The sequence below is a fragment of the Streptomyces palmae genome (assembly GCF_004684805.1).
Lineage (GTDB): Bacteria > Actinomycetota > Actinomycetes > Streptomycetales > Streptomycetaceae > Streptomyces > Streptomyces palmae.
Window position 1 is genome coordinate 1 of sequence record NZ_SRID01000313.1, and the last position, 8,356, is coordinate 8,356.

Genomic DNA, 8,356 nt, shown 5'->3' on the forward strand with positions numbered 1-8,356 from the left:
GGGCGGGAGTTGGAAGCTGCCGGTGTCGGACATGGCGGGGGCCCCGGAGGCCTCGGACGCGTCCGCCGCGGGCGGTTTGCGATGCGAACGACGCGCTTTGCGCTGCGGCCCGTCCGGCCCGTATCCCTCGGGCAGCGGGCCGAGTTGGTCGAAGATCTCGATGGCCTCGTCGTCCAGATCCGGCTCCGGCAGCAGCTCCACCGCGCCGGTCAGCGCCTTGCGGGCGCCGGTCGCGGTACGGAACCTGTCCTCCGGGTCGGGTTGCAGCAAGGTGGCCACCACCTGCCACAGCGGTTCCGGGACGTCGGCCGGGGCCGGCGGGACGCCCTGCTCCTCGAACATGCGGACCAGCGCTTCCGCGTCCGGCTTGTGTCCGCTGACCAGGTACAGCGCCACCAGGCCGACCGCGAACAGGTCGGCCGGGAAGTCGGGGTCGGCGCCGCGCATCTGCTCCGGCGCGAAGTAGCCCGGGGTGCCCATCACGAAGTCGGCCTCGGTGAGCCGGGGTTCGCCCTTGGTCAGCGCGATGCCGAAGTCGGAGAGCCGTACGTGCGGCCGTCCGGTCCCGGTGGCCTCCAGCAGGATGTTGGCGGGCTTGATGTCGCGGTGCACCACGCCCTCGGCGTGCACGGCCGCCAGCCCGGCCAGCAACTGGTCCAGCAGGACGCACACATAGCGCGGCGGCAGCGGGCCGTAGTCCCCCGTCAGGTGCGCGAACGAGCCGCCGCCCACCAGGTCCATGGTGAACAGGACCTTGTCGTCGTCGGCCGCCCAGCTCGCGGGGGCCAGCACATGCGGGTGGTCGATGCGCAGCGCCTGTTCCCGGACGAACCGCAGCAGGGTGTGCGCGTCGCGCTGCTGGAGCACCTTGGCCGCGACATAGCGCCGCCGGCGTTGGTCCCAGGCGCGCCAGACGGCTCCGACGCCGCCGCGGCCGATCGGGTCCACCAGCTCGTACCGCCCCGCGAAGACCTCGCCCATCCGCCCCGTCCCGCTCGCGCCGTCCGTCCGCTGCCGCAGTCAAGCTGTCCGGGGGCCGGTCAGCTCTGGTGCGCCTCGTAGTGGGCGACCGCGTCGGCGGTCCGCCCGGCGCCGTACACCCGGAGGAACTCGGCCAGTTCCGGGTGGGTGGCGGTGAGGGACTCGGCGGCGTCGATGATGTCCCCGGCGGCGGCGACCGAGCGCAGCAGGGACTGGATCTCGCGCACCACGCGGCGCACGGTGGGGGCCCCGGTGCTGGCCGTGGCCTGGGTGTTGAGCACCGAACCGCCGGCGGTCTTCTTGATCTCCTCCATCCGCACGGCGGCTTCGGCGGCGCTGACCCGGCCGTCCGCCACCTGGCTGGAGAGTTCCTGGAGCGCCTGGACGCGCTGCACCACGGCCGGGTTGCCGATCTTCGCCCGCTGGCCGCTCATCAGCTGCGAGAGCATGGGCGCGGAGAGGCCGAGGACGGACGCCAGCCGGGCCTGGTTGAGGCCGAGGTCGTCGATGAGGCGGCGGAACAGCGCTCCCAGCGGTTCCCCGTACCAGCTTCGCTGCAGCTCCCGTGCGCGGGCGGTGGCGTCCTGCTGTGTTGCGTCCATCTCGCTCTCTCCCCTTTGCTTCGCTGCCGCGAATCTCGCGTGGCATCCTACGGACGGTGGCACGCACGAGCGATACCCGGTCGGGAAAGGGGTCCGGTACCGGGTATCCTGATCCGCGAAGGGGCCTTAGCTCAGTTGGTAGAGCGCCGTCTTTGCATGGCGGATGTCAGGAGTTCGACTCTCCTAGGCTCCACTGATCCTCTTCGGATCCTCACCGAATCCTCATAAACGAGAGCCGGGGCCCCGTTCGATCGGGCACCCCGGCTCATCTGTTTTCCGCGCTCCAGGCGCTTGTCCTCCGTGCTGGTAGGTCTCCGGCGTTCCGCGCCGGTGCGGTCAGCGGCTGCCGTTCGGCCCGGCCTCGTCCGCCGAGTCCGGGCCGCTGCCGTCCACGGAGCCGATGGTGCCGCCCTCGCCGAGTTCGGTGGCGGCGGGCGGCTCCACCAGCCAGTCCGGGTTGGCCTGCCGGTCCCACCACTTCCAGGCGGCCACCAGGCCGCCGGCCAGCAGGGCGGCCAGGGCGATGCGCCGCAGTGCGCGGCCGCGGCGGGCCCGGCACTCATGCCGGTGGGCGAGCTTTTCGATCTCGGCCGCGGTGACCGGGCTGCGCAGGGCGGCCAGCGCGGCGGCGCCGCGGGCGACCGCCTCCTGGCCGGCGGGCCGGGCGACGGTCATGGCGTGCTCCACGCGCGGCACGGTGTAGTCGGCGGCCAGTCGGGCGGCCTCTCGGGTGCGTACGGCGGCGCGTGCGGCGGCGGCGTCGACCCTGGGCGGCAGAGCGCAGCGGGCGTGCTCGAGCTGCCGGGTGACCGGGCCGTGGTACCAGGCGGCGGTGGCGAGCTGGGCGCGCTGCGCGGCCTGGTTCACCCAGGGCGCCAGCACTACCTTGGCGTGGTGGGCGTAGTGGGCCGCGGTGTCCTTGGCCGTGCCGGCGTAAGGCGCCATCACCTCCGCGGCGTGCTGCACGTTGTCCTTCGCGGTGCCGGTCGCGGCGCGCACGCGGTCGGTGCGGGTCACGGGATCCTCCTCTTCGGTGGTGTCCTCCGGGATCCACGCGGGGGAGGTCCTCCCCTCGCGTGATCTGTGTAGCTGTGTAGCTTTTCCACCTATTTGACGATCATGCCTGTCCGAGGCCGGGGCGGCATGCGCGGCGGGGCATCCGGGGGCACCTTTCGAACGTCGTGCGACTCTGTCGGAGTGCCTGGTTCGGGGCCACCGCACCGTGGCGGCGGCGTGCGAGGATCGGTAGATGTAGGCGAGGAGGATGGAGGTGGACCGTGGCCGAGCAGCTCTACGCCACCCTGCGGACCAACCACGGGGACATCGAGATCCGCCTGCTGCCGCACCTCGCCCCGAACACGGTCAGGAACCTCGTCGAGCTCTCCCAGGGCGCTCGGCCCTGGGTCAACCCCAAGACCGGTGAGACCACCACCGACCGGCTGTACGACGGCACGGTCTTCCACCGGGTGATCGCCGGGTTCATGATCCAGGGCGGCGACCCGCTGGGCAACGGGATCGGCGGCCCGGGCTACAAGTTCGCCGACGAGCTCCACCCCGAGCTGTCGTTCACCCGGCCCTATCTGCTGGCCATGGCCAACGCGGGGCCGGACACCAACGGCTCGCAGTTCTTCATCACCCTCTCCCCCGCGGCCTGGCTGAGCGGCAGGCACACGGTCTTCGGCGAGGTGGTGGGCGAGGCCAGCAAACGGGTGGTGGAGGCCATCGCCGGCACCCAGACCAACCCCCGCACCGACCGCCCGCTGCGGGACGTCGTGCTGGAGACGGTGGTGGTGGAGACCAGGCCGGGCTGAGCCCGGTGGGATCTTGGGAGGGAACTCGGCGCCGCGCCCGTCCGTCTTGAGAACAGGCGCCCGTGCGCCCCCGCGGACCGGTGCGGAAGGTCCGCGTACGCGGACCGCGTACCCAGAGCAAGCACACAAGGGGAGACATGGAAGACCAGGCGGTCTGCTGCTACCGGCACCCGGAGCGGGAGACGGGCATCAGCTGCACCCGCTGCGACCGGCCGATCTGCCCTTCGTGCATGGTCAGCGCGTCGGTGGGTTTCCAGTGCCCGGAGTGCGTCAGCGGCCCGGCCGGAGCTTCGGCCGTCTCGGACGGCAGCCGCCGCCCGCGCGCCACCGGCGCGCCCCGCACCCTGGCCGGCGGGCCGGTCGCCGAGGACCCGCGGCTGGTCACCAAGGCGCTGATGGCGATCAACATCGGTGTGTGGATCGCCGTGCTGCTGATGGGCGACCGGCTGGTGAACGATCTGTCGATGATCTCCTCCTGGCCTCCGGGCAACGGTCAGGAGGGTGTCGCGGAGGGCCAGTGGTACCGGCTGTTCACCGCGGTGTTCCTGCACCAGGAGCCGATGCACATCGCCTTCAACATGCTGTCCCTGTGGTGGCTGGGTCCGCCGCTGGAGGCCGCGTTCGGCCGCGCCCGCTACCTGGCCCTGTATCTGCTGTCCGGCCTCGGCGGCAGTGTGCTGAGCTACCTCGTCGCCGACCAGTCCGCGCAGTCGCTGGGCGCCTCCGGTGCGATCTTCGGTCTGCTGGGTGCCACCGCCGTGGTGATGCGCAAGCTGAACCACGACATGCGTCCGGTCGCCGTCCTGCTCGCGCTGAACCTGCTCTTCACCTTCACCTGGGGCAACATCGCCTGGCAGGCGCACATCGGCGGACTGATCACCGGCATCGTGGTGGCGTACGGACTGGTGCACGCGCCCCGCGATCGGCGCGCCCTGGTGCAGGGCGCCACCTGTGCGCTGGTGCTGCTGGCGCTGGTGGTGCTGGTCATCGTGAGGACCTTCCAGCTCACCGGTTGACGGGGCCAGGGCGCCGGACCGGGCCCGATCCGGCGTCCACCCGCGCTCGCGGTTGTCCACAGCGTGCACCCGATGCTGTGCATTCTGTGGAGAACATCTGTCCTGGCCTCCGCTCGACTGTGCGGAGGCACGTTTCCGCAGGACAGCGCTGGCGCCGGTCGAGTGGGCGCGCCGTTCGGTAAGTCACACCAGCGTCAACCTCACAGAGGTTATCCACAGATCTTCTGAGTTTTCCCCGTGCTGTGGATAACTCTGTGGACACCCTGGGGGCGAGTCCGCCGCTCCTGGGGTGGAGCGGTCACTTCCACTGGGTGGAGACCACGAACCCCGCGGCGATGAAGCCGAAGCCGACCACGATGTTCCAGTTGCCGAACGACTCGATGGGCAGTCGTGTGTCCGTCACATAGAAGAGGACGATCCAGGCCAGCCCGATCAGGAAGAGCGCCAGCATGACGGGCGCGACCCAGCTGCGCCCGACGTTCAGGTTGATGGCGGTCGCCTGCTTGGCCGGCGGCGGGGTGTAGTCGTCCTTCTTGCGGATCCGTGACTTCGGCACGAGGAACTCTCCTGTCGATGCGCTGCGTGACCGCGCGGATTCGGATACGGCGTGCGGCGCCTGGGCCGGACGGCGCCGGGGCAGCGATTCCCTCCCCCGGGCGTCAGTTAGCGTAGTGCTTCCGCGGCGTCGTAAGGAGTAAGGGTACGTTGAGCAATTCTGCTGACTCCCCCGACCCGGCCGCCCGCCGCCCCCGTTTGCGCCCGATGCGGCTTCTCACCCTCGCCGTCTTCGGCCTGGCCGGTCTGATCTTCTGGCTCAGCTTCAACACCGCCAAGGGCACCGACCTCCGCAGTGACGAATCGATGCTGCGGCTGTCCGACCTCATCCAGGAGCGCAACCACAAGAACACCAGGCTGGACGAGAGCACCTCCCGGCTGCGCTCCCAGGTGGACCGGCTCGCCGACCGCGACAGCGGCGGCAGCAAGGCCGACCGGGCCCGCCTCGCCGACCTGGAGCGGGCCGCCGGCACCGCCCCGGTGCGCGGCCCCGGGATCACCGTGACCCTCACCGACGCGCCCCCGGACGCCACCGCGCTGATCCCCGGGGTGCCCGATCCGCAGCCCAACGACCTGGTGATCCACCAGCAGGACCTCCAGGCCGTGGTCAACGCGCTGTGGCGGGGCGGCGCCCGCGGCATCCGGGTCATGGACCAGCGGCTGATCTCCACCAGCGCGGTGCGCTGCGTGGGCAACACCCTGATCCTCCAGGGCCAGCTCTACTCCCCGCCGTACAAGGTGACCGCGGTGGGGGACGTCAAGCGGCTGCGCTGGGCGCTGGACCAGTCGCCCGCGATCAGCAACTACAAGGGGTACGTCGAGGCGTACGGACTCGGCTGGAAAGTCGAGGAGCACGACGCGGTGACTCTTCCCGGCTACTCCGGCACAGTGGACCTGCGGCAGGCGCGGCCCGCGCGGTAGCGGCCCGCACCCGCCGGCCCCGCAGCAGTCCGCCGTGGAGGAGCCGATGAGGGTGCGGTTGGCCGTCCGGACGCTCAGCGAGATCTGCCTCACCCTGGGCGCCCTGATCGTGCTGTTCGTGGTCTACCTCCTGTACTGGACCGGGGTGCGCGCGGACCGCGCCATGGACGCGGAGATCGACCGGCTCCAGGACCGCTGGTCCTCCGGGGCGGTCCCCTCCGGTGACACCGGGGCGGACGGCGCCGGGTCCCAGACCGCCGGCTCCACCGGAACAGGCGGTACGGACCGGGCCGGCGGCGCGGGGCGGGCCGGACCACCCGCCCCCGGTGCCCGCACGCCCTCGGGGGAGTCCTTCGCGATCATGTACATCCCGCGCTTCGGCAGCGGCTGGGCCAAGCCCGTCCTGCAGGGCGTCGGACGCTCCACCCTCCAGCGGGGCCTGGGCCACTACCCGCGGACCGCCGGCCTCGGCGAACCGGGCAACTTCGCGGTCGCCGGGCACCGCCGCACCTACGGCGACCCGTTCAAGGACTTCCCCCGGCTGCGGCGCGGCGACCGGGTGGTACTCACCGACGGGACCACCTGGTACACGTACCGTGTCGACGCCCGGCCGTACCGGACGCTGCCCAGCGACACCGCGGTGATCGACCCGATCCCCGCCAAGTCGGGATATCGAACACCTGGTCGCTACCTCACCCTCACCACCTGCGATCCGGAATGGGGCCACAGCCACCGGCTGATCGCCTGGGCACACCTGGAGCGCACCGCCGCCACCAGCCCGGACGGCGTCGCGGGCGGTCCGCGTAGAGGGTGAGACACCGCCCTGCGGCCCCTCGGGACAAGCCCGAAGCTTTGCCCGGCAGGGCCTCAAGGGACCCCGTGCTCCCCTTACTCTGGTGCTGCATCTGACGGAAGGGACGGCATGTACGGCTGGATCTGGCGGCATCTGCCGGGCAACGCGTGGGTTCGGGCACTGATCTCGCTGGTACTGGTGCTGGCGATCGTCTTCGTGCTCTTCCAGTACGTCTTCCCGTGGGCGGAGCCGCTGCTGCCGTTCAACGACGTGACGGTGGACGACGGAATGGCGGCCGTCCGATGAGCCGCGCGCGGGTCCTGGTCGTGGACAACTACGACAGCTTCGTCTTCAACCTCGTCCAGTACCTCTACCAACTGGGCGCCGAGTGCGAGGTGCTGCGCAACGACGAGGTGGCCCTCCGGCACGCGCAGGACGGCTTCGACGGGGTGCTGCTCTCCCCCGGCCCGGGCACCCCCGAACAGGCGGGCGTCTGCGTGGACATGGTCCGCCACTGCGCCGACACCGGGGTGCCGGTCTTCGGCGTCTGCCTGGGCATGCAGTCCATGGCGGTGGCCTACGGCGGGGTGGTGGACCGCGCCCCCGAGCTGCTGCACGGCAAGACCTCGCAGGTCGTCCACGAGGGCGGCGGGGTCTTCCAGGGGCTGCCCAACCCGTTCACCGCCACCCGCTACCACTCGCTCTCCGTGCGGCGGGACACCCTGCCACCCGAGTTGGAGATCACCGCCTGGACCGACAGCGGGATCGCCATGGGGCTGCGGCACCGCGACCTGCCGGTGGAGGGCGTGCAGTTCCACCCCGAGTCGGTGCTCACCGAGGGCGGCCACCGCATGCTCGCCAACTGGCTTGTCACCTGCGGGGACCTGGGCGCGGTGGAGCGCTCGGCGGGGCTGGCGCCAGTGGTCGGCAGCATCGGCGGCAAGGCCGCCGGGTGACCGCGCTCCGCCCGGAGCGCGAAGGTGCGCCCCAGGGCGCCCAGCAGCCCGCCCCGTACGGCGACCAGGCGTACGGGACCGAGGACGCGCCCGCGGCGGGGCCGGGTCCGGATCCCTCGCCGAGAGCCGGCACGGCCGCCGGAGCGGGATCGGGCGCACACCGCGCCCCCCTGCCCGCCGAGCGGCCCGGACCGGCCTCGGAGCTGGCGGTGGCGCGGGGACGGACCGCGGTGCCGCTGCCCGCGGAGGAGCCCGCGAGGGGGACCGGCCCGGCCGACCCCTCCACGGCCCCGCTCCCCGGCGGGCTGCCACCGGCCGGACCGCTGCCCCCGGAGAGCCCCTCCCCGGCGTCCGCCGCCGCGGTCGAGGAGACGCTGCTCTTCCGGCCGGTCCGGGGTGACGCACCTCAGGCCCCGGCCGCGGTGGAGGAGACCCTGCTCTTCCGCCCGGTCCGGGGTGCGGCTCCCGAGCCCTCCGCCGCGGTCGAGGAGACCATGGTGTTCCGGCCCGTCGAGGGTGCGGGCCCTCAGGCGCCGGGCGCGGTCGAGGAGACCATGCTGTTCCGGCCGGTCCGGGGTGCCGCGCCTCAGGCTCCGGTCGAGGAGACCATGGTGTTCCGGCCCGTCGAGGGTGCGGGCCCTCAGGCCCCGGTCGCGGCCGAGGAGACCATGCTGTTCCGGCCGGTCCGGGGTGCCGCGCCTCAGGCTCCGGTCGAGGAGAC

General features: G+C 72.2%; 10 protein-coding genes, 1 tRNA gene and 1 pseudogene. 8 read left to right on the forward strand and 4 right to left on the reverse strand.

Translation table 11 applies throughout. The features are described from left to right. Positions 1 to 981, reverse strand: a 981-nt coding sequence (locus tag E4099_RS24990; RefSeq protein ID WP_167828474.1) for a serine/threonine-protein kinase, incomplete at its 3' end; no start/stop codon positions are given. 59 nt (positions 982 to 1,040) lie between these two features. Beyond that, positions 1,041 to 1,583: a helix-turn-helix domain-containing protein gene (locus E4099_RS24995; RefSeq protein ID WP_135341373.1), complete on the reverse strand. Its 543-nt coding sequence runs from the start codon at positions 1,581 to 1,583 to the stop codon at positions 1,041 to 1,043. Positions 1,584 to 1,703: 120 nt separating this feature from the next. Between E4099_RS24995 and E4099_RS25000 the strand changes: the two genes are divergently transcribed. Further along, positions 1,704 to 1,776: transfer RNA gene (locus E4099_RS25000), tRNA-Ala, on the forward strand. 143 nt (positions 1,777 to 1,919) lie between these two features. On the opposite strand, the gene E4099_RS25005 is transcribed toward E4099_RS25000, so the two are convergent. Further along, positions 1,920 to 2,600: a DUF5324 family protein gene (locus tag E4099_RS25005; RefSeq protein ID WP_135341374.1), complete on the reverse strand. Its 681-nt coding sequence runs from the start codon at positions 2,598 to 2,600 to the stop codon at positions 1,920 to 1,922. Between the two features lie 260 nt (positions 2,601 to 2,860). Between E4099_RS25005 and E4099_RS25010 the strand changes: the two genes are divergently transcribed. Both E4099_RS25010 and E4099_RS25015 read left to right on the forward strand, forming a co-directional pair. After that, entirely contained in the window at positions 2,861 to 3,394 is a 534-nt protein-coding gene (locus E4099_RS25010; RefSeq protein WP_135341375.1) for a peptidylprolyl isomerase, read from the forward strand. 137 nt (positions 3,395 to 3,531) lie between these two features. Next, complete coding sequence (locus E4099_RS25015; protein WP_135341376.1) at positions 3,532 to 4,410, forward strand: rhomboid family intramembrane serine protease; 879 nt, start codon at positions 3,532 to 3,534, stop codon at positions 4,408 to 4,410. Positions 4,411 to 4,708: 298 nt separating this feature from the next. Here the strand turns inward: E4099_RS25015 and crgA are convergent, their stop codons facing one another. Further along, positions 4,709 to 4,966 carry a cell division protein CrgA gene (gene crgA / locus E4099_RS25020; RefSeq protein WP_135341377.1) on the reverse strand — a complete coding sequence of 86 codons (258 nt, stop codon included), beginning with the start codon at positions 4,964 to 4,966 and terminating at the stop codon, positions 4,709 to 4,711. Between the two features lie 149 nt (positions 4,967 to 5,115). Between crgA and E4099_RS25025 the strand changes: the two genes are divergently transcribed. The 5 genes and pseudogenes from E4099_RS25025 to E4099_RS25040 all read left to right on the forward strand — a co-directional run. Beyond that, entirely contained in the window at positions 5,116 to 5,886 is a 771-nt protein-coding gene (locus E4099_RS25025) for a DUF881 domain-containing protein (protein WP_209446724.1), read from the forward strand. A 46-nt stretch (positions 5,887 to 5,932) separates the two neighbouring features. Beyond that, the gene (locus E4099_RS25030) at positions 5,933 to 6,700 is read left to right on the forward strand and encodes a class E sortase (protein ID WP_135341378.1); all 768 of its coding nucleotides are present in this window, start codon (positions 5,933 to 5,935) and stop codon (positions 6,698 to 6,700) included. Positions 6,701 to 6,808: 108 nt separating this feature from the next. Then, the gene (locus tag E4099_RS33185; protein WP_167828475.1) at positions 6,809 to 6,985 is read left to right on the forward strand and encodes a hypothetical protein; all 177 of its coding nucleotides are present in this window, start codon (positions 6,809 to 6,811) and stop codon (positions 6,983 to 6,985) included. After that, positions 6,982 to 7,635, forward strand: a complete 654-nt coding sequence (locus E4099_RS25035) for an aminodeoxychorismate/anthranilate synthase component II (protein ID WP_135341379.1) — start codon at positions 6,982 to 6,984, stop codon at positions 7,633 to 7,635. Before E4099_RS33185 ends, E4099_RS25035 begins: the two co-directional genes overlap by 4 nt. Further along, positions 7,632 to 8,356, forward strand: a pseudogene (locus E4099_RS25040) (hypothetical protein); the annotation flags it as partial. The gene E4099_RS25035 and the pseudogene E4099_RS25040, both read left to right, overlap by 4 nt.

Bases quoted from the DNA above. Each gene is read 5' to 3' on its own strand.
- E4099_RS24995 (WP_135341373.1), bottom strand. From the start codon at position 1,583: ATGGACGCAACACAGCAGGACGCCACCGCCCGCGCACGGGAGCTGCAG.
- E4099_RS25015 (WP_135341376.1), top strand. From the start codon at position 3,532: ATGGAAGACCAGGCGGTCTGCTGCTACCGGCACCCGGAGCGGGAGACG.
- E4099_RS25030 (WP_135341378.1), top strand. From the start codon at position 5,933: ATGAGGGTGCGGTTGGCCGTCCGGACGCTCAGCGAGATCTGCCTCACC.
- E4099_RS33185 (WP_167828475.1), top strand. From the start codon at position 6,809: ATGTACGGCTGGATCTGGCGGCATCTGCCGGGCAACGCGTGGGTTCGG.
- E4099_RS25035 (WP_135341379.1), top strand. From the start codon at position 6,982: ATGAGCCGCGCGCGGGTCCTGGTCGTGGACAACTACGACAGCTTCGTC.